Genomic DNA, 25,269 nt, shown 5'->3' on the forward strand with positions numbered 1-25,269 from the left:
TATGGATTTATATAGAATCACACTTTTTAATATTAGCTCACATTATGAAAACAATGTTTTAAGTTATTTGAATGTTAAAGTTACTCCAGAAGCATATAAGTTTTTTAATAATATCCACAAAAACTTTCTTGTGGGATTCTCTCTTAAGGAATTTTCATTTATTACCACCAAAAGTGCAAAGAATCTTTATAGAATCATTAAAGAAATTGAATGCAGACATTTTAAATATCTTGATATTGATTCTTTTGTATTTCAGAATCTTATGGATATACAAAAATCACATTCATCAGTAAGCTCCGAGATTTTTGCTTTATTGATATTCTTTGATTATAATCCCCTAACCATTGATAAAGGAGAAGCATTATTTTCCGCACCAAGAACCGCCCTTTCTTTAGTGCAAATTTTATAGTGTGTTTAAGTTTATGCTAAGGCGGTTAGGCTTAAAATTCTAATGTTTGAAGTTTTATTAGAGAAGTCTTAGGATTTCTCTAATGAGTTGCAAAATAGCAATGATAAGATTTAAAACTCTATCAACCATTTAAGCACCTCCTCTCCTACACTAAAGAAAGTCTAGCAACTTAAACACACTAAAAGAATTATATATAAAAACACTTTTTAAATGCTTAAAACAGCTTCCTTAGCGTTCATTGCAACAACTCCTTATTTTCGTGAATATTACCGATTATCTCATAATCTTCACTTTCTATTGATTCATTGTGCATATATTCAAGAAAACCATTAAGATTGTAGATTCCATTATCTTCAACAACCTCCCACAATTCATACACCATATATTCGGCATTAAAAATAATTGTTCTAATTTTGCCCTCATAACTAACAATATCACCCTCGTGAATCTTTTTACCATTCTTATCTTTTAATCCTATCCAAAGTTCAATTTCATAATCTTCTTGATTGGTGAATAAAAAGAATTCTTCTTCGTTGCAACCCCTATGTGTTTCTTTGCATTCGCTAAATCCTATTTGTGAATCTAACCCTATATAATGTGTTCTATCTTTAAATATTTTTAGTTTATTTCTGATATAATCCACGCCTAAGTCTTTCTTTGGCTTTAGGTGGTTTGTTATTTGTTGGTTGTGGAGAAACAAATCCTATGGGTAGCAATGATTTTTTATCACAAGATAATGTTAATTTTAAAAATATTTTCCCTGCAAAAGAATCTTTTGAAAAAGACTATGAAAAAATTGCTAATGAATGTTCTTATATTAACTATGTCGCAAAAGGTAGCAAAGGTATTCCAAGCAATAATGATTATATGTCCGAACTTTTAAAGGGTGGTGGGAAATATAAAAAAGAATTAAAAATATTTGAAAATTGTTCTGCTTTGCAAAAGTTTTTATACAAAAATGGCTATACAGATAAAGAATATCCTTTCTATAATGAAAATAAAAAATATGAAGATAAATTTGGTAAGCTTATGTAGTATTCTTAGAATACACAAATTTGAGTAATAATATAAAATATGGAAATTAAGAGTGTATATTTTATCAAGAGCTAAAATCAAGTTTCATCACTTCAAGAATAAAATCAAAGCATTAAGTGCTAAAGATATATTTAAAGGTAGCATTAAAGGCACATTTACTCTCTATAAATCTATTGAGGGATTATTGGTTTGCATTGTTGTTGGTATGCTTCTTTATTATAATATTATCAATATAGAGGATATAATAGCTTTTGTAATTATGTTTGCAGTGCTTAAATTTTTATTTGGTCTTTTAAAGATTTTGCTCTTTGTTGTCTTATCATTTTTATTTAGCAGAGAGCTTGTTTCTTGGTTTATCAATCTAAAATTAACTAGAATATTCAGCGTTATTCTTTTTGATTTATTGCCAATTTTTCTTGCTACAATGACTATCCTTAGTTTTGGAGGGAGATTGGAAAAACTTGCAAAATGGATTTCTTCATTATGGTTTTTTAATATTTTTTGATTTTTTACGAAAAACAATTCTCAAGCAAATAATTCCTTTAACACTTAGAGGGATTCTTCCCTCACCACCTTGCTTATACGATTCTACTTCTTCGCATTTATATATTTTCTGCCGTGTTTAGAATCTTTAAGATTTAATCTATTTTTAATTTAAAAAGATTATACTTACGAAATATTTATGTGGGGTGTTAGCGCGTTATTTAATTGCAGGCTGATGACCCCCATAACTCTACTTCTTATACAAACTAAAATAGAAATTTCCCTTGTAATTGATAATGAAATTGTTTTCTAAATTTTTATAACAGAATTTTTCTTTTGAATGGCTCTCATTGCTTTTTTCTTGCAGTTTTTCTTCCAAATATAAACAAAACTTCATCTTTTCGGTTTTACTATTAGGAAAATTATTTTTGTAGGCTATTGCTCCTATTAAAATATCTACGATTTGGATAAAAGTTGATGATTCACTTTCTAACATAGAAGCATTAAAGACTTGTGGCATTTTACAAATAGTTTTTTCAAAACTGCTAGGAATAGAGTTGGGTTTTGATAAATAATCCGCCAATACGCATACTTTTTCATTTGGCATACTGCAATTTTCTTTAATGTGTTGTTTTAGGAAATTCATTTGCAGTTCCCAAATTGTTGTTTCATTTTTGACAATCTTTGTTTTACTGATGAAAAACGCATAAAAATTAAATCCTCGATGCTCAAAGCAAACATTAATGAGTTCCTTGTAGAAATTAACATCTGAATAGTAACGAATTTCGTTAAATTTGAATTCCTTTTTTCTATTCCATTGTTGTTTAAGTGAATAAATTTTTTCAAGAAAACCACTCGTTTCTTTGAGTTTAAGCGCACCAAGACCAAATAATGGTTGGTTCTTGTCTCTGCTTAAAGTTCCTGTTTCATCAACAAAGAGTAAAAAATTATGTTCCATACCTTATTGCCTCCATTTTATTTTTTATTATAGCTAAATTTTATAAGTCTTTAATTTTTCCGCTAAACCATTTTTTTCTTACTTCTTCGCATTCTTAGAGATAAACTCACTACAAATCCTATAATCCTCTTTATAGCCTTTTGGCAATTCTAGTTTATGCTTCTGTGCTAGAGATTCTACAAACTTCATTTGTTTTTCACTTGGTGGCGTAGGCTTAGAATCTTTTTTAAGTAAAGTAATAAAATCAGTGCAGACTTTAAAATCCTCATAAACTTCTTTTGGAATCTCTTTGCTCTGCTCTTTAGCTAAAGATTCTGCATATTTAATTTGATTCTCACTTGGCTTACTAGAATTAATCTTAGCAAAGTTCATTTTTTGATGGAGTGGTTTAATGAAATCAAGATAATTTAATTCTCCTTTGGTGATTAAATCTAGCACATTTTCCATTTCAGCGGTAAATTCACTTAAAGTAATCCACGATTCTTTATCCTTTAGCATCTCAATAAGATTAATCCCTTTTTGTGTAGGGATAATAATATTCTCTTTGCCTTTTTTCTCTAAAGTTACATAGCCTTTATCTAGTAGTATTGGTAAGTAAGTTGCATAAGTGCTAGGTCTGCCTATTTTGTTTTTCTCTAGTAAAGAAATAAAATTGCTCTCTTTATAATTTGTCGGTGCTTTTTTCTTAAACTCTTGTGTTTCAAACTTTGCAATTTCTATCTCCTCATCTTTACTAAAATCAAGATTTAGAGATTGCGCTTCTTGATTCTCGCCCTCTTCTTCTATGATTTCATCTTTTTCTTTTTTCTTGCTTCCTTGCTCACCCTCTCCATTGTCTAAATCCCCAAACACTCCTTTAAATCCTTTATATTTGATTTTAGAGTTTTTTAAATGAAAGAGCATTGCATTAATGCTAAAGGTATAGGTTGTAATTGTATTAATGCAATCTTTTGCTTGAGAGAGAATCGTATTTTGATAGATGAGAGTGTAGAGAGATTTAGAATCTCTTAAAAGGTCTTGTTTAATGTTAGATTCCTCTATTAGAGATTCTATTTTCTCAAAAGAATGATAATGTGTGATTCTAATTGCTTCGTGTGCTTCTGCTTGGCTTTGCTCTCCTGCTTTATACTCTCTTTTTTGATACCATTCTTCATTTTTTAAATGTGATTCTAATTCTTCTAAAAATTCTTTAGAAATCGCATTAGAATCTGTGCGATGATAAGTGATTAAACCTTTTTCAAATAAGGCTTGGGCGCATTGCATAACTTGACTTGTAGAGATTCCTAAAGCTTTAGAGGCAAATTCTTGGAGTTGTGAAGTCCTAAGAGGAGCTTTTGGGCTAATTTTACTCTCTTTAGTTTCAACAGAATAACATTTAGCAATTTTTGGAAGCTTATCTATGAGATTTAAAGCTTCGTTTTTATCATTGTAGAGATTATTATTAAGGATAGAAAATTCAATTCCATTTTTGCTAGAGAATGCTTTAATCTTATAATCTACCTTTTCTTTTAAAGGTAAAGCATTATAGGCTTCAATCTCTTTTTGTCTTTCTACAATAAAAGTTAATACAGGCGTTTGCACTCTACCTATGCTAATATTTTCTTTGAAGATATTTTGATATTTTGGGCTTAAGATAAATCCTACAAGCTTATCTCCTACTACTCTTGCTTTCCAAGATTCAAATTCTTTTACATTGCTTTGTAAAAAGGGGATAGAATTGCTAATGCCTTTAGCGATTCCACTCTCTGTAATCTCAAAAAATTCTGCTCTTTTAATACTTTTTGGTTTTTAGACTTTACAAACTCATAGAATAAATATCCAATCGCATAACCCTCTCTATCTGGGTCGGTTGCAATATAAATATCTTTACCCTCTGCATTCTTTAGAATCTCATAGATATAATTTTTCTTATTCTCTTTAAATTCTAAGATAGGCTCATAACTTTCTGTATCTTTAATAACTGCTTTAGAGAGTTCTTTAAAATGTCCTCCTGTGGCAAAGACTTTTGCTCCTGTGATTTTTGTAATCTTATCTATCTTGTTTGGGCTTTCAATAATGATTAAAGCGTTTTGTAGTTGCATTGTTTCTCCTTTGTGTGAAAATGTGTTATAATGTGTTTATCCATAAGGCTAAATGGATAAAAAAATTTGCAAACTTTATGGTTGGTAAAGGCTCGGCTCTCGTTTGGGGGCTGGGCTTTTTTTTTGGCGATTTAGTTGGGAGTGCGGGAGGAAACCAACCATAAAGGAGTCCAAAATGGAACTTCTTAGTTTAATCATTGCAGGGATTGCAGTGCTAGTAACACTTTTTAGAGAGGAAATAAGAAGCCTCTTAAAGAAGTAAATCTCTGCCTCTTGCAAATTTACACCGCTAAAACTTGCCACTTTAGCGGTGGTTTTAACTAATGCTTTCATTCTCTCTCCTTTAAAGTATTATTGTCTTCTATAAAAACAATTTCACCTTGTGTATCCTTTTTCATTATGCCTATAAGTTTATGGGAATTAGTTTTCTTTTGAATATTGTTATAGGGTTTCATCTGTTCTTCTTTTGTTTTCCATAATTTAGCCAAAGCCTTTTTTATTTCTACCTCTTTTTTTATAGCAGATTCTATTTTTTTATTGAGCCTATCTTTTTCACTTTGTAACTTTGATAAAGTTGCCCTTGTTGTGTTTAAAGCTGTATATAATTTGCGGTTGCTGTATATGTTGTATTTTTCTATCATTTATTTTTCCTTACTCTAAAAATAATCCAATAAAAAACATAAAGTTTAAACTAATAAACACTTAATCTATCTTCCCCTACCCTGTTCTTTTGGTGGTTCTTGTTTCTTTGAATCTGTCTTTTTAGGAATCGCTTTAGGAAGTTGTGATTTAGAAATTATCTTGCTTTGTTCTTGATTTAAACTCTGATTTTGACTTTGCTCCTTGGTTTGGGTTGGCTCTTTTTGTTCTTGTGATTCTAATTTGTTATGAGCTTGAACTAATCCTTTTAGGGCTTCTTCTTGGGATATATTATAATCTTTGGCTATGTCTTTTGCAGTGGATTTAAGCGTTTCTGTTGTTGTAAATCCCATACTTGACTTAATGATTGCTTCATAATCTATTTGTGGAATCTTTTGTTGTAAGGTTTTTGGGGAGATTTTTACTTCTACTACTTCATCTTTTATGATTGTTGTTTGATTTTCTTCTAGTGATAAATTCTGTTGGTAGGATTCAAGGGCTTTATTGGTATAAAGCTCTTGAGATTTCTTGTTTAGATTTTGGAGCGATATTCTTTCTTGAGGATTGATTCTCCATATTTGGCTATCATTGAATCCATAAAGGCGTCCGCTTCCCTCTTGAACTGCTGTGCTTCCCTCGCGAACTCTTCCGCTTCCTGTCTGAATTTCCTCGCTTCTTGCAATTCTCTTTCCGATAATTCCTCTAATTCTCTCAAGGAATAAAGCGGAACATTCTCGTAATGTGCTTGTTTGAGTATGGGTTCTTGTATTTGCATTTTCTATCTCCTTACTATAATCTAAACTTGCAAAAGGTGTTTTAGTATTTGGCTCTTTGATATAAAATAAATTAGGATTATTAATATCCTGCTCTATTTTAAAGCCACTTTCCTTTTCTAATTCTTTAAGCTTTAAAAGTAATTCAAAGTCCATATTATACCTTAAAACTCATCTTTATTCTCGTGGGTATTGCCGATAATCTCAATAGCAAATCCTTCATCTTTAACTTCTTCAAGCGTCCAAAAATCTTTTGGAGGGTCATTAGAGTATTTCACACTTGCAAAAGAAATAAGCTTTAATCCAAAACCAAGCTCAAAAACAACTTCACAAGTCATACTATAATCATAAAAGAGTTCTACTTTTACAATATCGCCCTCAAAGATTTTTTTACCATTCTTATCAAATAATCCTGTCCAAAGCTCAATTTCACAATCTTGTAACTCTTCTTCACTAAGTCTTGATTTAGCCTCATTCCCAACGATAAAATGAAATTTCATAGCAGGACAATCTGCATTATTACAATTACAATACTCGCCTTTTTCATTAGGTTTTGGCACGATTCTAAACTTAAAGTCTTTTACTAACATTTTGGAAACTCCTTTGTATTGTAGATATTCTCTACTTATTTGTAATTTTTGGTTGGTTTTTGTAAATACAAGGAGAACCTTCAAACATATGCTTCATATTTACTACATTACTTAGATTCCAGCTACTAATATCTTGGTTAAAAGAAAGAGCGTCTTTAAACATACCGCACATATTCTCTACACTGCTTACATTCCAAGAATTTAATGGTTGATTAAACGAAATAGCTTTAGCAAACATACCTTGCATATCTTTTACATTACTAACATTCCAACCGCTAATATCTTGGTTAAAAGAAAAAGCTTCAACAAACATATGGCTCATACTTTCCACTTTACTTACATTCCAATTACTAATATCTTGATTGAAATTTTTAGCGTTATGAAACATAAAATTCATATCTTTTACTTTGCTTGTATCCCAACTTTCAATTCCTCTAAAATCTGTGCGCTCACTTTTAAAGAATAAAAAACTCATATCATCAATTAAAGAAGTATTAATATCTCCTAAATGGATAGATTCATTATTAACTAGCTTTTGAAGTTCATCTTTTGTTTTTGGTTTGTATTTTTGTTTTGTCATTTTGCTATTCCTTTTCATTTTCATTTTCATTATTGCCCATTTACTAAATGTTCATTTTCTGGCATATAAATTCTATTTTTCAATTCTCCTGCAACACACAAACGCCCTATTGTTTCATTTTCAATACCTATTATTTCAATTTCATTAGATTCTAATTGCTCTAAAGGAATATCCTTATAAGCTTTATAAAACTTATCTCTTATGTAAAATTTACCTGTCTTTGATTTAAATACAACTACTCCTACAAGCTTTTCATTAGGATTCTTAGGATTCTTCACTTTTACAATATCTTTTACATAGATTCTCCTCTTCTTTTTATCTATGTGTCCTGTGTTATATTCTATGTAAGGATTCATACCTTCAATGCAAATTTCATCTTCTAAATTACCATTAAACATTACGATTCCTTTATCTTCTATGAAATAATAAACCCCATCTTCCTTATCCCAAAATCTTTCTTTAAAATCTTTTATTTTCATTTTTACTCCTCAATACTCTTTGCCACTTCTTTGCCTAAAAATCTTTGGCTCAATGTGTCGTAAATTAACTTCTCTTCTTGTTTTACAAGTTTTTTTTCTTCTGCTGTTTTTGGATACAAAATAAAGGTAACCAAAATAAAGTTAATATAAAAGCTAAGACCAAATTTTTGCATTTGGTCAGATATAATTTCTTCAACTACATTAAAAATATCTTTTCGGGTAATGTTTGGGTAATTTGGTATTTCGTTGATAATTATTTCTCCACCAAACCAACAAATATATTCATCTCCCTCGTGATAAAAACATTTAAATCGCATTTTTATTCCTTATTTTCATTTGTCTTTTCCTCTTTATTGCTACTCTTATTGGCTTTACTTCATAAGCAAGACAAGAACAAGCCATTGGTTTAATGTTTTCAAGATTGATTTGATTTTGTTTTAAAATCTCTCTAGTTCTTTGGAAATATTCTCTCTTAGAGAGTGGCTTTTCTTTGGAATCTAAAAGAGTAAAAAAAGTAATTTCTTTAATCTTTTGTTTATAAAAACTTTTAGACTATATTCACTTTCTCTTTCTATGCGTTCTACCATTTTTCTATCGTATGTCTTTGCAACTAAAACACTTAAGAGTTCATCTTTACTCTCTCCAAGCCCTGAAGCTTGTTCCAAATCTACATCATAAACAAGATAGACTTTATAGATTAGTTTAGATTTTATTTGTTTCATTTTATTTCCTTAGTTCCAAACCATAACCACAGCAGAAACAATCGCACAACAAATTCCAAAGATAATCAATCCCAAAATTACTTCTGCTAATATTTTGATGGTGTTTTTTTGTTTCATTCTTTATTCCCTATTCCATTTCTTTAAAATCTCTCTAAGAATTCTAAAGTCTTCTAACTCTTCTTTAAGTTTTAAGTTTTCAAGGTATAATTCAATAGCCTTAATAAGCTGTGTGCTTAATTTATCATTTGTTTTAGAAGCCATATTATTGAGAGTATTTCCATTAAATCCTATCTTTTCTCCAAGCTCTCTATAGGTAAGCCCTAGCTCTTTACAAGTCTTTTTGATGAGATTTTCATTTTTCATCTGTTTTCTCTTCTCTGAAAGTAACACCATCTTCCATACTCAAGCCAAGTTCTTTGCTAAAATTTCTCATAATATAAAAAACAAAATCTTCCCGATTAGCATTTTTATTAACTTCAATCGTTGTTAATATTTTGCCTTTGGAATCTAATAAATCCCACAAATCCAAGATAGGCATTCTCATCTTTGATGATTCTACCTACTAGCTTTTCTCCTTTGTAAATGCTCATATTGTTCATTGCGATTCCTTTATCTTCCTCTGTATTGTTCTTTTTCTTGTTTTGTAGTTGTAGTCTTAGAGAGTTGCTTTGGAATCTCTTTTTGTGGCGTCTTTGGCGATTGTTGGATTGTTTGCTTTACTTCTTTAGATTCTACTTTAGAGTTGATTATTTTTTGTCTTTGTTCTTTAGAATCCATAAGATTATCTAGCACTTTTTCTATTTCTTTTTCTGCTCGTTCTAGGCTTATGTTATATTCTTTAGCGATGTCTTTTGCTAAGGATTTTAAAGATTCTTCTGTCCTAAATCCTTTATCTGCTTCTAAGAGAGATTTATAATCTATTTGTGGTGGCGTGTTTGTTAGATTTTCTTCTCTATTATGCTTTTTAATGCACTGCACAAGCTCTGTGATTTTCTCTAAACAAAAATCCATATCTAATTGAATTGGTGTCCCCCAACAATGATTAAGGTCAAAATTTATAATCTTGGTAATATTCTCTTTATCTCCAAATAAATCTGTCCTTTTTTTATCAAAATACACTGGGCATACAAGACCAAATTCATCAGCTTCAAAAGGTGCTATTTGTTTTGAAGTTAATCCGATAAAACCACTAAGGAATCGTCCTGTTTCACCATTGCATAATAAATCATTTTCAATAAGGTAGTCTAAATTCTTATATTCTAGTTTTAAGATGGTATAAGGCATACCATTAATTTCTCCTGTTGTTCTCTCAAGTTCCTTATATCTTGTGCTATAAGGTTTGCTGTTAGTATCATTATTCATACGATTTCCTTTTTGTTTAAAAATTTAAAATAAGCTAGGTTCTCTAGCAATAAGGTTTTGATTCTCTGGATTCCAAATCCAATTTTCACCCTCTCTAAAATAGTCAAATTCTCTAGCTGTTTTTGGATAGAATGTAAAAGTAATTCTTGCATTCTCTATCTCTTCTTTTGAAATAAAATCTTTTATTTCATTGAGAATTTCTTCTTTTGTAAGGGGTGGATAATTATAAGCTCCTACCTCTCCATTCCCAGCAATCAATCTTTTTCCACTATTTGTATAAGAATAATCAAAAATCATTTTGATTCCTTTATACTAAGTAAGCCCATAAGGGCTTAAAATGGTATTTCTTGTTCTGCTTCTGTGCTATTAATCACTTCGGCTTCTTCAAGATTTTTTGGTGCAGATTCATAAATAACTTGTGGTGGCGTTGGAATATTTGCTTGAGCTTCTCTCTTTTGTCCAACAAAAGTAAAATCTCTTACAATCATTTGCCAACCATATTTTCTGTTACCATTTTCATCGTCATATTCATAGGTATAAATCTTTCCTGTTGCAAGGAATTTATCACCTTTTTTAAAATATTGTGAGGCAACCTCTGCTCTTTTCCCAAAAATTACAATAGGAATCCAATCGGTATGCTCTATCGTGTCATTCCCAACTTTTCTTTTCTCTGTAATAGCTAAAGAGTTCTTAGCAATTACACTGCCATTTTTGGATTGCAATACTTCAAAATCTCTACCGAGATTCCCGCACATTGTCATTTGATTCATTTTTTCTCCTTTGAAATTAATTTAATCTATTGCATTTGTTTCCTTGTGTGATAGATTAAGCGAATTCTTTTTGCGCTTTCTTTTAGTGGTTTTAAGGAATACTTGATAATTTTGTAAATGTTGTGAATCTTTACTTTTAAAAGAACATTCTTTCTCTACAAATTCTTTGGCTTCATCAATGGAAGTTTGAATAGTTTTTAGAATCTCATTGAGAGAAAATGTGAAACTTTCTTCCATTGTTTCAATATCGCCTATCTGTCCTAAGTATATTCTTTCAGTAATGATTCTAAAAATATTTCTTTGTATAGAATTAAGAAAAATTTGGTGGTATTTTGCTTCTAAGCGATTCCCTCCAAATTCTTTTATTTCTTTTTGTAAATCATTTTTTAATTGCTTCATTTTTATTTAAAATCTAGAACCAATCGCACAAAAAGGAAGCAATGCTCCCTTTGTTGATTCTAAACAACTCTTAACTTAAATCCTAGAGATTAAAATTCCTACATTCCCCTGCTTTGAGCTTTTGGATTCTCTTTGGCTTTGGTAGCAATTTCATTTTGCTTATATTTTTCTGCTACCTGCTTTTGTGATAATGTTGGAATATAATTCTCTCCTTTATTTTGAGCATTTAAGAATCTCATAATTGTGCTTTGAGCCATTCCTGTGATTCCTAATTTTTGAAGGTTAGGAAGAGTGCTTCTTATTTGCTCTGCTAACTTTTGTCTATAGTCTGGCAAATTTGTTAAATCCAAACTTTTAAGCTTACTTTTATCAATGCCTTTAATCTCGCTAATATGGTAGAGATTTGTTGTTTCAAGCTTTGGCGTTGGATAATCTACACGCTCTTTAACAATATATTCTCTACCCTCTTGTGAAATTGCTTTCATCGGCTCATTTGTCTTAGGGTCAATTTTAGGTTGCATTCCAAAGTCTGCAAGATATTCGTATTGAAAAGATTTTCCTTTACAAATTTGCTCTCCTTTATCATCAAGAACAGGATTACCCTCTTTATCAAAAATCGGATAAGTTTTGATTTCTCCGCCTAATTCAAAGACTTGCTTTGCACTGATAAATTCATTGCTCTTATAGCCATTAACATCAGCAAAAGCGCGCATTAAAACTCCATTAAGCCCTAAAAATGGTTTTCCTGTGGCTTTGTTGTAAGGCATAGTTTTTTCAATGTCTTTGGTATCCATTTCTTTATTCCAAAACATTTTTCCTATGTTTTTCTCACTCATAGCCATAGCGACAAGGATTCGTTTTTTCTTATTCACAAAATCCAATCTTTCGCTATTGTCCATTTCTTCCCATTTTTTTGTTTCTTTGTTTTCAGTTACATTTTCTTTGTTTTCCATTTAATTTTCCTTGTTTGTCTAGCAATAATTTTGCGCCTATTTAATGTCTTGTATCAATTTCATCTCTAAAATCAGAATACAAAGGATTTCCCTCTTCATCATAAGCGTCAGGCTCTGTAAAATGAGATTGAAGCTCACTTTCTAACTTCGCCTCTTCTAACAACATTTGGGCATCCTCTTTAGACAATGGTTTGGCATCAATTTCTGGAATCACTAATTCTTCTAAATTTTCATTAGCGATTTCATCGGATTTAGAATCAACTTTGTTTTGCATTTGCTTTCCTTTTTGGTAATTTTTAGCTTACTTTCTCTGCTGTTGCTTTAAAAATAAGCTAAAGTAAATCTATCAACACTTATAGACTTAATTTAGCTTATGGCAAGGAAGAGAGACTTACGCGGTATCCATTTCTTCTTCCTCTTTAATCATTGCAATTAATGTTTCTATGTAGCTATAACTAACCTCGTTTCTATTAAATTTATTTCTGAAATTCTCTAAAGATTCATTCCATTGCTCATCTGTTGTAATGTATTCTGGCGAAACACATTTTTCTATATGGAATTTAAAGAATTTTTTTAATCCCTCTTTTCCTAATTCTTGTTGAATTAACGCTCTTTTTTCTTTGACTTCTTCTTGGTCTTGTTGGCTTATTTCTGATGATTCTTGAGTGTTAGAATCTTTGGAATCTGATTTGTTTTGTTCTTGCGAAGCTTTAGGATTTAATTGCGAAGCTTCAGAGTTAAATTCTATTGCTTCAGAATTAGGCTCTGTTGCTTTAGAGATAGATTCTGTTTCTTGTTCTAATTCTTGTGTTTCTTTCTTGTCCATTACAACTTGCATATAGCGATTTTGATTTGTTGGGTTGTTTTCAAGATTTTTAATGTTTTCATCAACAACAATTTGCACTCTTGCTTTGGGTTGCAGTGTGGAAGTAGAATCTTTAATTGCTTCTGTTTCTTTTGGAGTTTCTGTATCTTCTTTTTGCTCTTGTGCTATTCTCTCTTGTTGTAATTCTTCCTCGCTTTTAACAGGAATCTTATCTGCACCTTGCCACTCTTTATTTTTAAACCAAAAATTCACTTTGGCTTTAATAGGGTGTTTGACGAATCCACGAATAAGGATTAAAATATCAGTGCTTGGCATATTTAAAATATCTTGGGCAGGAACAAGCTCATATCCCTCACTAGAAACAGAATCATTGCTTTTAATTAAATCTAGGTTGCCTTTGCTAGAAGAGAGTTTCTTTCTTGTAAATTTCCCTATCATTTTACTTAACTCTTCTGCGTCTTTTGCGCTATTCATTGTGAAAACAACTTGGTAACCTACATTGCTTCTTAAAATATTTAAATCATCTTCCCCATAATATTTTTTAATTTGCTCGTAACTTTGTGTAATATAGATTGGAATCAATCCATAACTTCTACAAAGCGCAGGAGCTTCTAAAAGGTAAGGCATTTTTCCAAACCGCACAAACTCATCACCGATAAAATAGATAAATTTATTAGGGTCGCTGTTTTCTTTACCGCTCATTAGTTTTTTAAACATTGTCTCTACAAAGATTCTAATAAGAGGTGCTAGAATATCAATATCTTCACTTTGAATTACAACATAGCAAGAGATTTTTTCTTCTCTTAAATCATAATAATCAAAACTCATTGTTGAAGTAGCACTTGCTACGCGTGGATTTTGGAAAACAGCCATAAAGGTATCATAGGTGGATTTAATACTTGCAAATTCTGTTTCTGCTGAACTTGTATAAGCCTTTGCTTGATTTCTTGTAATGTCGTGCAAGGATTCATCTAAGCTCACTTGCGTAAAGAAAGCTTTTTCTTCACTTTTGCTAGAATCTCTTTCGCCCAATTCCCCTGTATATTCGTCTTTTTGAGCTAATTCAAATTGCACTTTAATTTCATCACTAATTAGATGATATTTATCCATTTTTGGAGCTTGAGCCAATTCTCCTAAGCTTGTATGTCCATTTTTTTGCATAAAATAAGTCGCATAGAAACTAAACATTGTTTTTGCACTGACTATCCAATGGTCGTTTTCTTTGCCTTTTTCTCCTACAAAAATTGTTCCTGCGATTTGGTCTGCAAGTGTCTTCATCTCCACATAATCTAAGTCTTTAATCACCTTTTTATCAAAAGGATTAAAAAACATAGTATTTTCATCAGTATTAAGGGGTGAGAATCTTAAAATTTTATGCCCAAATTTTTGTTGGCGATACCCTGCGCTTTTTTGATAAAGCTCTCCTTTAATGTCCAAAACCACAACAGAATTAAAGATTGAAAAAAGATTTGGTAAAGCGATACTTGCAGTTTTTCCTGTTCCGGGCGGTGCGACAATCAAACAAGCTAAAGGACTTAAACAACGCAAATATTGTTCTACTTCACCATTCTTTTTTAATAAAACTCCTAGCATTAAGCCTTTCTCACCATTAATATTCATCGCTGGAAAATCCTCTTTTCTTGCAAAAGAGGCACTTCCATAAGTTTCTAATGATTTGTTTGTGTGTATGAAAAAATAAACAATTAGGGTGCAAAGTGGCATTAATCCAACCAAAATTGCAAGGTAAGCTTTAAATTTTAATGTCCCACTTGAGATATTTTGCAGAATTAAAATCCCTACATTAAATAAGTCTTTGAAATTTGGATTAAAAATATATTTCACTGCTAAAAAATAAAGAATCGCGCTCATTATAGAGGATATTAAAAATCCTATGAGCCATCGTTTAAGTGTAATTTCTTTTCCAACTCCTATAACATTATTATTAGTCATTTTGTGATTCCTTGTTTTTACGATAAGATTTTTCAATACTTAGTGAATCCAATTTGTTTTCCTTATAAATCTCTTTATATTCTTCTAAAATCTTCTTTACTTCATTCATTTGTGAGTAAATATTTTGTAAATCATTAGGATTAATTTGTTCAGAAGAGATATTAAGTCTGTGTGCAATTTGATTAATGTTATTTCCGATTTTATGGATATTATCAATAAAGGTTCTGTTTAGCTCTATAAAATAAATAAGCTTTTCATTGTTGTTTTTAATGGATTCTGTTTGAATCATTTTGCGAATGATTGCATTTTTTGTATAGCCTGTTTGGGTTTTCAGTCTTGATAAAATTTTATATTCTTGCGGATTTAAATATAGATTCAACCTCATTTCCTTTCTCCTACAATAAAGTATTAAATCTGTTTCTTTAAGATTTAAAATATCAGTAATTACTCTTTGCTTCCCTACTCTTTTGATTTGAATGATATAATCTACTCCACTTTCAATATAAGAGTTCATCATTTTAGAATCTGGATTTTGCAATCCTCCTCCTAAAGTTACATTAATCGCAATAGCTTTAATTGCGTCTTTTGGGCTATTTGCGTGAAGTGTGCTTAGGTTGCCATCGTGTCCTGTATTAGAAGCTCTTAAAAAAGGGAGAGTGTTGCGCATATCAATTTCGCCTAAAAGCAATCTATCGGGTCTTAATCTTAAAGCATTATCAATAGCCATTCTATAACTATAAGTATTTGTTTCTACCTTTGGCACTGCAAGTTGTAAAATATTATGATTCTTTAAAGATAGCTCTTGAGAATCTTCAATGGTTACGATTCTTTCATTTTCATAAATCTCATTAGCTAAAGCATTTAAAAAACTTGTTTTTCCTGTGCCTGTTCCTCCACTAATTAAAATACTTTTATGCGCTTTAACTAAATCTTTGATTTTTTCATAAGTCCAACCTTTCTCTAAGCATAAATCACTTAAAGTAAAAGCATTTAATTCAAATCTAGCTTTGCTTGGGATTCTTATTGAAATTCCGATATTAGAGTTAAATAAAACGCTTTGATGTTGAGCTTGAACCCTATATCTTAAATAGGGATAGGGAAGCTCGCAAGATAAACTAGGATTACTTGCATTAAAAGCTTTTCTCTTTGTTGCTAATTCTTTTAAAAAGCTCTCTAAAATAGTTAAACTAAGTGTTTCATCAGCAATAATTTCCCATTCGCCTTGTCTATCAATCAAAACTTCTTTTTCTCTGTTGATAATGAGTTCGTTTGCGTCCAAAGAGAGATACTTATCAAAGTGTCTAAGAATGGATTTTAGAATCGCACTAATTTCTTGCGATTGGTCAATAGCTCTTAGATTTGCGTTTTCTTCTTGCATTAATTCAAGCCTCTGCATTGCTAGGATTACTTAGAGTTTTAATCTCATCTAAAATCTTTGTGGCTTTTAGCTTTACTCTAGCTAGATTGGATTCTAGTTGTGTAATTTCCTTATAGACTTTCTTTAGAGATTCTTTCTTTTTTTCTAGCTTTGCATTTTTGGATTCTACATTCTCCATAAAACTCACTACTTCGTTAAACTCTGCCATTGTTTCTCCTTACTTAAAATATTTCACCATAACTTCGTTATTTTTAGGTTTTGGAAACCAAATATGGTGTGTTGGCACAATAAAAATTCTACTACCCGCTTTAATTTCAATCGTTGGCTTAATTGCTCGTTGCTGTGTTAGAATTTCTTGCACAATCGTGCTTAAATCTGTTTGGGATTGGTTGTAAATAGATTCACTATAAGTATTGTTACCCTTATTGTTATTTGTAGCAATAGAAAGCAACAACACATTTGTTAAAGTAGAAAGCGCATAAGGGATTCCATATCTTTCTAAATAGCGATTATTTAAATACCCCTCCGCTCCACTCATTCCCATAGAATCTGCCACATTGGCATTTGTTAGTAAAATATTCACTCCTTGAGGAGTAATAATTTCACGCCATTGTATTTGTAATCTTGCGTGTCCTGTAACTTCTCCGCTTGCTTGATATTGTCCAATAACTTTACTGCCTCGCGGAATCATCACTGCTCTTCCCATTGTGGCATATAAATATCTTCTTCAATTTGCGCACTTACAATTCCTGCCAAATCACTTGAAATTGCAGTTGTAAGAGTTGCTGGAATTAAACGCCCTGCCCTTATCATTCGTAAGAGATTATGTTCATTTGTGGCGGTATCAATATTTTCTTGATTAGAAAATCTATCCACTCCCCATTGTCTGCCACTACTAGAAAAATAAGTTTCTTGATTTCCTCTTTCTGCCAAAATAGAATCCCTTAGCATTGCATTGAGCTTTTGCTCTCTTGTAAGGGGCTTTGGGGGCTTTGGCTGGGAGATTGATTTTTGGGCGTTTTTAGAATCCTCCACAACCTTTTTCGCGGTGCTTATCTGCTCCTTTGCTTCAATCTCTCTTTTTAAGATTTCTGCTTTATTTATCATTGCATTATCAGTATTTACATTATCTTGATTCAAAGCATTAGGGTCTTCTCTTTGAGCAAAATCTTTATCAAGATATTTTGGCTTAGGTTTTTGCTTATAAAGATAATCATCAAGCGGATAATTCGTATCAAAAAGATAATCTAAGTTTTCTTGTAAAACTTCTTTTTGGGATTCTTTGACTTCTTGACTTTGGCTTTGATGAGAACTATCAACAAAGATACTTTCAGCAAATAAAGGATTCAAAACCAAAGAGGCAATTAAACTGATTAGAATACCATTTTTCATTGTTTAATTGTCCTTGTTTCTACTTTATTTGGAAGTGTGTATGTGGATTCTTTAGTTGTGTTTTGTTGAATTTTTTCTACACATACATAAGAATCTCCACTCCAAATTGTCCATTTTGGATTCCTTGTTTCTGCAATGATATAATTCCCTATAACCTTTGTTTCAACAGGTGTATCTTTTTTATCAATTACTGCAAAAATTGTAGGGATTTTATTGTTCTTTTTCTTATCGTATTTGAAATAAGTAAAAGTATCATCACTAAAAATCTCTTCTGCTAACAACCATTCATTTTCTCTTTTGGCTTTTTGCTTATAGTTGTTGTCTATCTCGCTTCTTTTGACTTTGATTTTTGCAATACCCTCTTTGATAATTAAAAATTCTTTCTCTTCTTTTTCTCTTAATTCTTTAACAATCTCCAAACTTTCATCATCAGTAATTTTTACAAGTAAATTAGGATTTTCTTTGCTTTTATAATCCGTAGAATAAAGGTAGAAATTGTGAATCTTATTGTCTTTGGTGAAAATTGTAAGATTTGTATCAATTCCAATTAAAAGCGGTTTGATAGAGAGAGCATTATTTAAATTTGGAATCTCATCTACTCTAAAACCGCTTTGGTCTCCTAGAATATAACTTGCAATATCCGCATCAAACATTAAAGTTGTTGCCATTGTAAAGCGTGTGCGAATCTTTTGTGTTTTATTCTCTTCATAAGGAATTGTCAGAGTATTTTCAAATCCTGTATATTTCTTATTCAAAAATTTTTGCTGGATTGCTCTTAGATTTTTATTTCTTAAAGCTTGTTTCATCAATAAGATTTGTTCCTCGCTAATTTCTTCTTGTGGATAGCCTTGTGCATAAGCTTGATTTTGATAATGGGGATTCTGATAAGATTGAGAAACAGAAATATTATTGCCAACATAGGAATCTTTATTCTCCATTGTAAGCTTTCCACTATTAAAGGGAGATTCTCCGCTTAATTCTCTTTTTTCTACTTCCTTTTGAATTTCAAAAGCATTATTTAAAGCCTCTTGTGTTTGTGGGTCTAACGCATAGATATAAGTGTTTAAAGTAATGCTAATTCCAAGAATGGCTAACTTTTTATTCATTATTTTTCCTTATTTATTATTTTTTGGATTTGCTGGATTTAGTGTTTCAACATTGACTTTACTTAAAGCATATTCATAAACTTTAAATCCTGTTGGATTCAAAGGGATTGCATTTTCTGCAATTTCTCTTGTTTCAAATCCAAATTTTAAGGTTGCCTTATATCTTTGATAACCTGTTTGTAATTCTCCTTGCCTAGTAATTGCAATAAATTCCACACTTGCAATATCATTAGAGAGAAGTTGGCTATTAATAATTTCTATTTCTCTATAAAGATTTCTTGTTTGATAAATAGAGCCTTGTTGTGTAACTGCTTTTTGAAAAACACCATAAACTTTATTATCGCTTTGCAAGGCAATTTCTCGGTATCTTATATCATCATCAATCCGATTGATTGTTTCTCGCTTTAGAACATAACCTGCAAGGAGAGATTTAAGCAAAGCAACATCACTTCGCACATTAAAACCCTCTGTTTCTACCCTAAAGAAGCTTCCTTGTGGGTCTGAAAAGAATACAAGATAAGGTTTTGTTTCTTTGAGCGGAAGTAAAATCGCGATTGCTAGAATTGCTAGAGTTAGCATTGTTGTTAAAGCAATTACAAGCAAAAATAAAATCTTTGTAATATTTTTTTCTAACTGAAAAATATAATTAGGGTCTTTTAAGCTTTTCATCATTGCCTATCCCTTATTATTTGGCATTTTTTCAATTTCAAAACAAGCGCAAGGGCTTTTTCTGTCAATTTTTGATTTTGTGCTACACGCATTCAATGAAAATACCATTGCAATGAGGCTAAGACTTAAAAATATTTTTTTCATTGTTTCTCCTTAATATTGTGGGATTTGATGATTTTTTAAATAGAGATTTCTCCACTCACGCTCTCCATAAGTGCGTTTAAGCTCTTTGAGATTCTTAACATCTCCAGCGTCTGAACTAAATACTCTTAAATGCTCTCCAAGTCTGCTTAGATTCACATCTAAAATTGCGCTATAATCTCCTCTTTTGAGCAAAATTTTTCTTTCAATAGGTTGTGTTTGTCTTAAAAAAGCCACTTCAGAACCTGTGAGATTGATTAAATCTCTCATATCTTCTAAGCTTTTTTGGTTGTTAGTTGGGTAGATAAGAAAATTTGTCATATTAGATAAAAAAGATTGTCCTTTAGGAATCTCTCTAAAAAATCCTATATCTTGGGTTGCCATCATAATTACCCCATTAATTTTTCTAACTTCTAAAATTGCTTCTAGGATATGCTCACGCATAATTTCATCATTGAGATAATCTTTTAATTCATCTACAAAAACAAAGAATCCTTTGTTGCTATTTTTGGAGACATTTTTAATTTTGTGGAATAAATAAATTGCAGTTAATGCACTTAACTCTTTATTTTTAAGTATGGCGTCCATATTTAAAATCGCAAGCTGTTTTTCAAAGTTTAGAGCATCTTCATTATTATCAAAAATAGAATCCTCTCCGATATACTCTTTTAAAGCCATTTTAATATCTTTAGAATCTTGCATTATTTCAATGGAATCGTAAAAATCGTTTAATTTCGCGTGAGGTAATTCAAGGATTCTATCAAGAGTGTTGTTAATATTGTTGATTTCTTGTGTATCGTGTTTGGTAACACCACACATCATTGCTAGAAAAGCTTTTAGAAAACCTTTATTTTCTATGGTTTTTTCTAGTGAAAAGGGATTGAGTTTAAATCCGCTAGAATCCTCTAAATCGTGATATTCACCCTCTACATATCTTGCAAAATTGTGCATTCCTCTTAGCTTATCTAGCGCAAAGATATTAATATTATATTTAAAGAGATTACACATTAAAAATTGTGTTAAAGCAGTCTTTCCTGTGCCTGTCCCTCCGATAATCATTGTATGCCCACTTGCTTCTTTACCATTTGTTGCGTGAAAGTTAAAGAAATAAGGGCTTCCACTTAAATGTCTAAAAATGCTAATAGGTGCATTTCCCCAGCGATTATCTTTAAATCCTAAAATATCATTTTCAAGATTCATCATTACTGCAAGATTACTACTTTGCAAACTTCTTAGTCTTGCATTAAGATTGCCTCTGCTTGGAAAAAATGAGAAATATAAAGGGATTAGATTAATTGTTTCTCTTGTAGTTGCTAAGGATTGATTCTCTAGCACCCCTTTGAGTTGGTTTGTTTTTTCCTCTAAAATTTCTCTATTTTCATCATAGATAAGAATAGAATAACTCACTTCAAGCAATTTTTCTCTATCACTTTGTATGTCTTGCTTTAAAGATTCTAACATTGCTTTTGCTTCTTGAACAGCAAAAACTGCTATATCTCTTATCTTTTTTAACGCCTTATCTTTAGGATAGGTTTCAGCGTGAATGAAAATTGTATATTCCAAATTTTGGCGCAAAATTGCAGTGTTAATTAAGCTTGAAATATTTTCTGTTTCATAAGCTTTAACACTTATAAATCTTGCATAAATTGTCTTTCCTGTGTTGGTGTAAAAAACGATATAGTCTTTTTTAAATTCCACATTAGAAGTAATATAACAATCAGTTAAGAGTTCGGAGCTATATTTTAAATTGGTGGGTTGCAGATTAGCATAAGTCGCAAAAAAATTAATAAGCTCATCAGCATTGAGTTGTTTGGGTTTAAATGCTCCCATTGTGCTTCTTAAACTCTCTTTGATATTGTTTAATCTTTCTGCTTTTTGTCTAAAACCATAATTAATTGCTTGCGATTGTTTTTGGAATTTAGATAGTTCAATGATATTGGTATCATTTTCATTAAAATTTTGTTTTTCTTCTTGCTCTTCTTGCTCTTTTTGGTCTTGCTCTGCTTCTAGCTCTTCTTTTGTGAGTTTGTCTTTAAATTTATTGAGTTCTCCTAAAATCGCTTTAGTTTTTGTGGAGATGATAATATAATAGACAATTTGATAAGCTTCACGCAGATTTTCCCATTTATCAACAATTTCTTTTGCATAAGGATTTTTAATCTCTTGCTTTGTATTTTCTAAAAGTATTTTTTCTTTTTTGCAGATAATATTCATCTCTACATCATTATCCAAAGAAGTAAAAAATCTATTACGAGATTCAGAAAGCATTAATTCTTCTTCAGGTGTTACACTAGAATAAGAATATCCAAAAAGTTTAAATCCTATACAAAGATTTTTATCACTTGTGCAAATAAGATTCTCATCATATTTTTGCGCAATATTATTTTCTTGAGCTAGAGAATAAATATTAGGTTGTCCTAATGTAAAAAGACTATCACCTTGCTTTAAAATATTATTAATCATTTTAAACATATCTAGTTTTTTTATATCTTTGTTTGTATTTTTTTGTTTAGTTTGTGAGCGATTATTTTTTAAAAAGCTTTTCAACATTTTTTGCCTTTAAGCGTAAAATTTTTTAGATTTTATTTTTGATTTTGCTTTTAAAACATCATAAATATCTTCATCAAAAAATTCTAAGGTATAAAGCAAAGCAAGAATACTAATGCTCACAGGAAGCATATAAAAAGCAATTAAAAACCAAAGGATAAAAGTGCTAAAAGCCCAAATTATCCAAGAAGTAATTGTCAAACCTTTTGCCTTTGGTTTTTTTGTCATTTCTCTATAACATAGGCTATTTAACATTTCTTTTCTCCTTAAAGTTTTTAAATTAGAGATTTTGAGATTCCCCACACAATTCCTAGTATTACAGATACAGCAATGATTCCCTTAATGTGTTCCATCATTCTTTCTTTATTAAACATTACAATAATAAAAAGAATCACTAGCCATAAGATTCCAATCACACTTACAAAAATATTTACCATTGAAGCAATATCTGAAGCAGTGTTTGTAACTTCTGTTTCAAATTGTCCTTTAAATTTTCCCAGTGCGCTATCATTTGCAGCAAATAAAGCAAGAGGCATATTGACTAGAAAAAGTAGCGAGACTTTAAACCAAATTTTTTTCAACATTTTTAATCCTTGTGAATAAATTTGATGCAATGATAATGGGAATTTTTAAAAAAGCACAAAGGTATTTTTGCGGAGTAATTTTTTATAAGAATTGCGTAAAATAGAATGTTTGAAATTCTAAAACTTGCTTAAAATAAATTGAAATTACATTAAAATATTCTTAAAAGCTTTTCAAGGTGTGGAGTTAAAAATTTTGTGATTTCTTTTGTTTAGAAAAGTTTTTAGAATCTAAAAATTAAAACAAATTTTCCGCAAATAAAAATTTATTATTTTTTAAATCAAGCTTGTTACTTTTTGTAAAAATAGATAATAGATTCTAAAGAGATTTTTATCATTTTATTAGCATTTATACCGATTCTAACTCTAAAAATTTAATACTTTGGATTTAAAGATATTACACTTATAATCTTAAATCTTTTGCTTTTCATTTAAAGAATTTTACTTGGAATCTTTAAAGAAGTTTTACTTTAGATTTAAACTTTTTACTTGAGATTTTAAATTTTGACTTTGGATTTAAAGATATTACTTTGAATTTAAAAAATTTACTTTTTGCTTTGAAAACTTTTGCTTATAAAATCTCAAAAAAATCAATAATATTTTCATTTTCTTAAGAAAATCTACATAAAGCCCTATTTATTGGGATTTATTAGTCTTTTTTGTGCATTTTAGCACATATTTTGGCACATATAAAGGGTTATCCTGCTCAAAATTATGCCTTTACTTTTGGCTTTACTTTTTGTAGAATCTTTTTTATTATATTTTTAAGGAAATTTGCAATATGTCTTACAAATATTTCTTCTCTTTTGCTGAATTTAAAAAAGGGAGAAGAAGTAATTTATTTTGGGATTTTGAAGAGATAAAAGCCAAAAGAGTTTATCAAGAATTTAAAGAAGATAAGAGTGTGCATTTTAATCACTCTATGATTACTTATCATAAAAATGCTCGTGGAGATTCTAGCTATCTTTAAAAGCAAGTAGTAGTTAAAAATATTTCTAATTTAAATAGGCAAGGATTTAAAAACGCATTAAACTATGTGATTAAGCATTCTGATAATTTTTATTGCATTGATGATTGTGGTAGAAAATTAGAAACTTCAGAAGTTTTAAGAGAATGGGAGGGAGATTTTGGCACAAACAAAAATTCTAAAGATGTTTGGCATTTAACATTTTCTATCAAAGAAAATACTACTCCGCGTAATATGGAAAATTTACTAAGTGCGACCAAACAAGTCTTAGATAAAAACTTCTTTGGTTATAGCTATGTTTTAGTCCCCCATACTCATCAAAACAATCCTCATATTCATATTTTATTAAACAAAAGAAATGCTTTTACAAAGAAAAAAATCCATTTTGATTCCAGAGAAGAAATTAAATATTTCTTTAATACAATGAGAAATGATTTTGCTTTGGCTTTAAATGCAAGAGGCTTTAACTATCAAAACAAAACAAGATTAGAAAATAATCTACAAAAAGAATTAGAATCCTTTAGGGCAAACAATTTAGAATCCAAAGTCATTCTTAGCGAATCTCTTAGCAAAGAACAAAATGCTTTAGAGAAAAAAATCAAAAATTTAGAGAAAAAATCCAATGCAGTAAAAACAATTCTAAGCAATCTTTATCAAGAAAAAAATCAAATCTTAATAGAAGCATTAGAAGCGCAAAGAGATAAGAATAAAATCTATTTTAAGAAATTTAAAGAAGTTAAAAATTACAATGAAAAAATCAAATCTATGCGCAATTTGTATAAAAATATTGCTTTAGATTCTAAAAAGTTAAAACAAGAATTTATTAGGTTAGATAATTACAGGGAATTAGATTTCAATAAAGGTAAAGATTATTCTTCCTTGCAAGAAAAGAAACGCTATATTGAATTCGTCAAAGAAAATTATGCTAAAAAGAATCTCTCCAAACAACAAATCTTTCTTTTAAATCGTTTTGAAAAAGAAATTACCTTAAAAGAATCTAGTATGAATAAAATTCTGCAAGATTCTCTAAGCTCTAGTTTAATAACTGCGCATTTATTAAACACATATTCTAATACTTTTACACTCATTAAGAAAAAGAAAGAATTAGAATATAATAAAATAATGGTTTTAAAAAATCATTTAGGATTAGAGAGAATGGATTTGCTAGATAGCAATACAGAAGTGATTAAAAATTTAATGAAAATGCGTTATAATACTTTAGAGAAAATCTTAAAGGATAAATCTCATATTGCTAAGTTTCAATACAAAGAGTTTGAATCTCTTTCTAAAGAATTGCGCAAAAGCAATGAAGAGATTTTAAATGCACTAGCACTTAAAATAAAAGATAAGAGTGAGAATCTAATCAACAACAATAGAAACAATAGAGTTGGATTTAAAAATAACGCTAGGGGTTTTGAAGTGAAAAATGTTGGCATTGACAAGGAAATAATAAAATCTCCTACACAATTTCAATAACAA

Annotated in this window: 36 protein-coding genes; 5 read left to right on the top strand and 31 right to left on the bottom strand. The window is 30.2% G+C overall.

Going from position 1 to position 25,269, the window contains the following annotated elements; genetic code table 11:
- Position 1: 1 nt before the first annotated feature.
- Positions 2-409, top strand: a complete 408-nt coding sequence (locus LS70_RS01060) for a RepB family plasmid replication initiator protein (protein WP_034287543.1) — start codon at positions 2-4, stop codon at positions 407-409.
- A 235-nt stretch (positions 410-644) separates the two neighbouring features.
- On the opposite strand, the gene LS70_RS01065 is transcribed toward LS70_RS01060, so the two are convergent.
- Complete coding sequence (locus tag LS70_RS01065) at positions 645-1,052, bottom strand: YopX family protein (RefSeq protein WP_161594691.1); 408 nt, start codon at positions 1,050-1,052, stop codon at positions 645-647.
- 14 nt (positions 1,053-1,066) lie between these two features.
- On the opposite strand from LS70_RS01065, the gene LS70_RS01070 reads away from it, so the two are divergent.
- A complete protein-coding gene (locus tag LS70_RS01070; RefSeq protein ID WP_161594692.1) occupies positions 1,067-1,444 on the top strand; it encodes a hypothetical protein in 378 nt (125 codons plus the stop codon).
- A 52-nt stretch (positions 1,445-1,496) separates the two neighbouring features.
- Positions 1,497-1,949, top strand: a complete 453-nt coding sequence (locus LS70_RS01075) for a hypothetical protein (RefSeq protein WP_034287545.1) — start codon at positions 1,497-1,499, stop codon at positions 1,947-1,949.
- A gap of 228 nt (positions 1,950-2,177) precedes the next feature.
- Here LS70_RS01075 and LS70_RS01080 read toward each other — a convergent pair whose 3' ends face one another.
- The 30 genes from LS70_RS01080 to LS70_RS01205 form a co-directional block, all read right to left on the bottom strand.
- Positions 2,178-2,885 carry a DUF3800 domain-containing protein gene (locus tag LS70_RS01080; RefSeq protein WP_034287547.1) on the bottom strand — a complete coding sequence of 236 codons (708 nt, stop codon included), beginning with the start codon at positions 2,883-2,885 and terminating at the stop codon, positions 2,178-2,180.
- A 78-nt stretch (positions 2,886-2,963) separates the two neighbouring features.
- Positions 2,964-4,661: a DNA topoisomerase gene (locus tag LS70_RS01085; RefSeq protein ID WP_328591098.1), complete on the bottom strand. Its 1,698-nt coding sequence runs from the start codon at positions 4,659-4,661 to the stop codon at positions 2,964-2,966.
- Positions 4,574-4,966: a toprim domain-containing protein gene (locus LS70_RS10150; RefSeq protein WP_236096402.1), complete on the bottom strand. Its 393-nt coding sequence runs from the start codon at positions 4,964-4,966 to the stop codon at positions 4,574-4,576. The genes LS70_RS01085 and LS70_RS10150 overlap by 88 nt, the downstream gene beginning before the upstream one ends.
- Before the next feature lie 75 nt (positions 4,967-5,041).
- A complete protein-coding gene (locus LS70_RS01090) occupies positions 5,042-5,299 on the bottom strand; it encodes a hypothetical protein (protein ID WP_081949673.1) in 258 nt (85 codons plus the stop codon).
- Positions 5,296-5,607 (bottom strand): hypothetical protein, encoded by a 312-nt coding sequence (locus LS70_RS01095; RefSeq protein ID WP_034287548.1) that lies wholly within the window; start codon positions 5,605-5,607, stop codon positions 5,296-5,298. The genes LS70_RS01090 and LS70_RS01095 overlap by 4 nt, the downstream gene beginning before the upstream one ends.
- A gap of 66 nt (positions 5,608-5,673) precedes the next feature.
- A complete protein-coding gene (locus LS70_RS01100) occupies positions 5,674-6,534 on the bottom strand; it encodes a hypothetical protein (RefSeq protein WP_034287549.1) in 861 nt (286 codons plus the stop codon).
- An 8-nt stretch (positions 6,535-6,542) separates the two neighbouring features.
- A complete protein-coding gene (locus LS70_RS01105) occupies positions 6,543-6,968 on the bottom strand; it encodes a YopX family protein (RefSeq protein WP_034287552.1) in 426 nt (141 codons plus the stop codon).
- Positions 6,969-6,999: 31 nt separating this feature from the next.
- Positions 7,000-7,548 carry a BspA family leucine-rich repeat surface protein gene (locus LS70_RS01110; RefSeq protein WP_052083295.1) on the bottom strand — a complete coding sequence of 183 codons (549 nt, stop codon included), beginning with the start codon at positions 7,546-7,548 and terminating at the stop codon, positions 7,000-7,002.
- 29 nt (positions 7,549-7,577) lie between these two features.
- Positions 7,578-8,027 (bottom strand): hypothetical protein, encoded by a 450-nt coding sequence (locus LS70_RS01115; RefSeq protein ID WP_034287555.1) that lies wholly within the window; start codon positions 8,025-8,027, stop codon positions 7,578-7,580.
- A 2-nt stretch (positions 8,028-8,029) separates the two neighbouring features.
- Positions 8,030-8,344, bottom strand: a complete 315-nt coding sequence (locus LS70_RS01120; RefSeq protein WP_034287557.1) for a hypothetical protein — start codon at positions 8,342-8,344, stop codon at positions 8,030-8,032.
- Between the two features lie 180 nt (positions 8,345-8,524).
- A complete protein-coding gene (locus LS70_RS01125; RefSeq protein WP_034287559.1) occupies positions 8,525-8,749 on the bottom strand; it encodes a hypothetical protein in 225 nt (74 codons plus the stop codon).
- Positions 8,750-8,869: 120 nt separating this feature from the next.
- Positions 8,870-9,112 carry a hypothetical protein gene (locus LS70_RS01130; RefSeq protein WP_034287561.1) on the bottom strand — a complete coding sequence of 81 codons (243 nt, stop codon included), beginning with the start codon at positions 9,110-9,112 and terminating at the stop codon, positions 8,870-8,872.
- Positions 9,102-9,287: a hypothetical protein gene (locus LS70_RS09905; RefSeq protein ID WP_161594693.1), complete on the bottom strand. Its 186-nt coding sequence runs from the start codon at positions 9,285-9,287 to the stop codon at positions 9,102-9,104. Before LS70_RS09905 ends, LS70_RS01130 begins: the two co-directional genes overlap by 11 nt.
- A gap of 71 nt (positions 9,288-9,358) precedes the next feature.
- Positions 9,359-10,111 (bottom strand): hypothetical protein, encoded by a 753-nt coding sequence (locus tag LS70_RS01135; protein WP_052083296.1) that lies wholly within the window; start codon positions 10,109-10,111, stop codon positions 9,359-9,361.
- A gap of 24 nt (positions 10,112-10,135) precedes the next feature.
- On the bottom strand, positions 10,136-10,408 hold the full coding sequence (locus LS70_RS01140) for a hypothetical protein (RefSeq protein ID WP_138109283.1): 273 nt from the start codon (positions 10,406-10,408) through the stop codon (positions 10,136-10,138).
- Between the two features lie 35 nt (positions 10,409-10,443).
- The gene (locus LS70_RS01145) at positions 10,444-10,881 is read right to left on the bottom strand and encodes a single-stranded DNA-binding protein (protein ID WP_034288002.1); all 438 of its coding nucleotides are present in this window, start codon (positions 10,879-10,881) and stop codon (positions 10,444-10,446) included.
- A gap of 21 nt (positions 10,882-10,902) precedes the next feature.
- On the bottom strand, positions 10,903-11,280 hold the full coding sequence (locus LS70_RS01150; protein ID WP_138109284.1) for a hypothetical protein: 378 nt from the start codon (positions 11,278-11,280) through the stop codon (positions 10,903-10,905).
- 98 nt (positions 11,281-11,378) lie between these two features.
- Positions 11,379-12,233, bottom strand: a complete 855-nt coding sequence (locus LS70_RS01155) for an ArdC-like ssDNA-binding domain-containing protein (RefSeq protein WP_034287995.1) — start codon at positions 12,231-12,233, stop codon at positions 11,379-11,381.
- Between the two features lie 40 nt (positions 12,234-12,273).
- Complete coding sequence (locus LS70_RS01160; RefSeq protein ID WP_034287993.1) at positions 12,274-12,507, bottom strand: hypothetical protein; 234 nt, start codon at positions 12,505-12,507, stop codon at positions 12,274-12,276.
- 117 nt (positions 12,508-12,624) lie between these two features.
- Positions 12,625-15,009, bottom strand: a complete 2,385-nt coding sequence (locus LS70_RS01165) for a type IV secretory system conjugative DNA transfer family protein (RefSeq protein WP_081949696.1) — start codon at positions 15,007-15,009, stop codon at positions 12,625-12,627.
- Positions 15,002-16,387: an ATPase, T2SS/T4P/T4SS family gene (locus tag LS70_RS01170; RefSeq protein ID WP_161594694.1), complete on the bottom strand. Its 1,386-nt coding sequence runs from the start codon at positions 16,385-16,387 to the stop codon at positions 15,002-15,004. Before LS70_RS01170 ends, LS70_RS01165 begins: the two co-directional genes overlap by 8 nt.
- 4 nt (positions 16,388-16,391) lie before the next feature.
- The gene (locus tag LS70_RS01175; RefSeq protein ID WP_034287991.1) at positions 16,392-16,595 is read right to left on the bottom strand and encodes a hypothetical protein; all 204 of its coding nucleotides are present in this window, start codon (positions 16,593-16,595) and stop codon (positions 16,392-16,394) included.
- A gap of 9 nt (positions 16,596-16,604) precedes the next feature.
- Positions 16,605-17,078 carry a TrbI/VirB10 family protein gene (locus LS70_RS10155; protein WP_236096414.1) on the bottom strand — a complete coding sequence of 158 codons (474 nt, stop codon included), beginning with the start codon at positions 17,076-17,078 and terminating at the stop codon, positions 16,605-16,607.
- The gene (locus LS70_RS10160; RefSeq protein WP_236096403.1) at positions 17,078-17,779 is read right to left on the bottom strand and encodes a hypothetical protein; all 702 of its coding nucleotides are present in this window, start codon (positions 17,777-17,779) and stop codon (positions 17,078-17,080) included. The genes LS70_RS10155 and LS70_RS10160 overlap by 1 nt, the downstream gene beginning before the upstream one ends.
- Complete coding sequence (locus LS70_RS01185; RefSeq protein WP_081949694.1) at positions 17,776-18,885, bottom strand: TrbG/VirB9 family P-type conjugative transfer protein; 1,110 nt, start codon at positions 18,883-18,885, stop codon at positions 17,776-17,778. The genes LS70_RS10160 and LS70_RS01185 overlap by 4 nt, the downstream gene beginning before the upstream one ends.
- A gap of 9 nt (positions 18,886-18,894) precedes the next feature.
- Positions 18,895-19,557: a type IV secretion system protein gene (locus tag LS70_RS01190; protein ID WP_034287988.1), complete on the bottom strand. Its 663-nt coding sequence runs from the start codon at positions 19,555-19,557 to the stop codon at positions 18,895-18,897.
- A 3-nt stretch (positions 19,558-19,560) separates the two neighbouring features.
- Positions 19,561-19,698 carry a hypothetical protein gene (locus LS70_RS10045; RefSeq protein WP_162845084.1) on the bottom strand — a complete coding sequence of 46 codons (138 nt, stop codon included), beginning with the start codon at positions 19,696-19,698 and terminating at the stop codon, positions 19,561-19,563.
- A 9-nt stretch (positions 19,699-19,707) separates the two neighbouring features.
- Positions 19,708-22,245, bottom strand: a complete 2,538-nt coding sequence (locus tag LS70_RS01195; protein WP_052083327.1) for an ATP-binding protein — start codon at positions 22,243-22,245, stop codon at positions 19,708-19,710.
- Between the two features lie 9 nt (positions 22,246-22,254).
- Positions 22,255-22,497 (bottom strand): VirB3 family type IV secretion system protein, encoded by a 243-nt coding sequence (locus LS70_RS01200; RefSeq protein ID WP_034287984.1) that lies wholly within the window; start codon positions 22,495-22,497, stop codon positions 22,255-22,257.
- Positions 22,498-22,517: 20 nt separating this feature from the next.
- Complete coding sequence (locus tag LS70_RS01205; protein ID WP_034287982.1) at positions 22,518-22,826, bottom strand: hypothetical protein; 309 nt, start codon at positions 22,824-22,826, stop codon at positions 22,518-22,520.
- Positions 22,827-23,604: 778 nt separating this feature from the next.
- Between LS70_RS01205 and LS70_RS01210 the strand changes: the two genes are divergently transcribed.
- Both LS70_RS01210 and LS70_RS01215 read left to right on the top strand, forming a co-directional pair.
- Entirely contained in the window at positions 23,605-23,793 is a 189-nt protein-coding gene (locus LS70_RS01210; RefSeq protein ID WP_034287979.1) for a hypothetical protein, read from the top strand.
- 66 nt (positions 23,794-23,859) lie between these two features.
- Positions 23,860-25,266: a relaxase/mobilization nuclease domain-containing protein gene (locus tag LS70_RS01215; protein WP_034287976.1), complete on the top strand. Its 1,407-nt coding sequence runs from the start codon at positions 23,860-23,862 to the stop codon at positions 25,264-25,266.
- Positions 25,267-25,269: the final 3 nt, after the last annotated feature.

Origin of the sequence: Helicobacter sp. MIT 11-5569 (assembly GCF_000765695.2) — a bacterium.
Taxonomy (GTDB): Bacteria; Campylobacterota; Campylobacteria; order Campylobacterales; family Helicobacteraceae; genus Helicobacter_D.